Source organism: Filibacter tadaridae (genome assembly GCF_900609045.1).
Taxonomy (GTDB): domain Bacteria; phylum Bacillota; class Bacilli; order Bacillales_A; family Planococcaceae; genus Sporosarcina; species Sporosarcina tadaridae.
Genome location: NZ_UXAV01000046.1, coordinates 1 through 916, shown reverse-complemented (window position 1 = coordinate 916; position 916 = coordinate 1). Strand labels below are relative to the sequence as shown.

The 916-nt window shown below is 43.9% G+C and carries 1 protein-coding gene; it reads right to left on the bottom strand.

Translation table 11 applies throughout. The features are described from left to right. Nucleotides 1-916, bottom strand: a 916-nt coding sequence (locus FILTAD_RS14940; protein ID WP_148085406.1) for an IS110 family transposase, incomplete at both ends; no start/stop codon positions are given.

Below are 916 nucleotides of genomic sequence, written 5' to 3'. Positions count from 1 at the left end.
TTGTTTCACAACCGGGTTAGTACCAGCCATTTTGATCAATTGGCCTGCACTGCTGAAGTTCTCCAAGTTGCCCATCTCCGCCGTCAATTCAGCAGCGAGTGTCATGGCGATACCTGGAATGCTTAACAGTATGCCGCCATCTGTCTCAAGAAGCAGCCCTTCGATTATTTCGTCCAATTCAACTATCTGTCGATGGATCAGCTCGTATTCATCCAGCTTTAGACGAAGAAGGAGAAGTTCAGCGACCAATGTTTCTTTCGGCTTTGAAATACTTTCTCTGGCATAGGTCAAAAGCCGTTCTATGGCACTATCTCGCATTTTAAGGTTGTGTTCAATCGATAATTCTCTTAATCCTGCATGCCCCAATGTAAGAATATCCGAAGGATGTGGGTAATGTTTCATCAAAAAGAGCGACGACTTTGAAGTGATTTCATCAAAAATTTTCATCACCTGGTTCTTTCCATCAACCCGAATGTTTTTACCTTGGAATTCCCGAAAGATATGATCCATATAGAGTCGTATATGGTTCACACAACGGGTCTTATCATCTACCATCCGTCGTCTAGCACGAGTCAATGTCTGTAGCTTTTCAAAATCCTCTTCCTTTTTCCGACTCGTTTCCCCATGTCCCTGTAGAATCGCTTGGACAATCGCATTCAAATCAACCCGGTCAGTCTTTGTGTAGTTCAACATCTTTCTCCGTATTTCAGCAGTTGTCGCCGCATTGATAACCCGCACCAAATAGCCTTCAACTCCGCAGACCCTAACCAAATCCTCGTAATAATGGGCAGTTGTCTCAATCCCAAGAATCACATCTGTCAGCTGGTGGGCTTCTCGAGTTTGGTTAATCTTCTCTTTCAGCACCTGAAAACCAGTTTGTGAACCATCGAATTCAAATGGTCCCTTCAAAATGTCC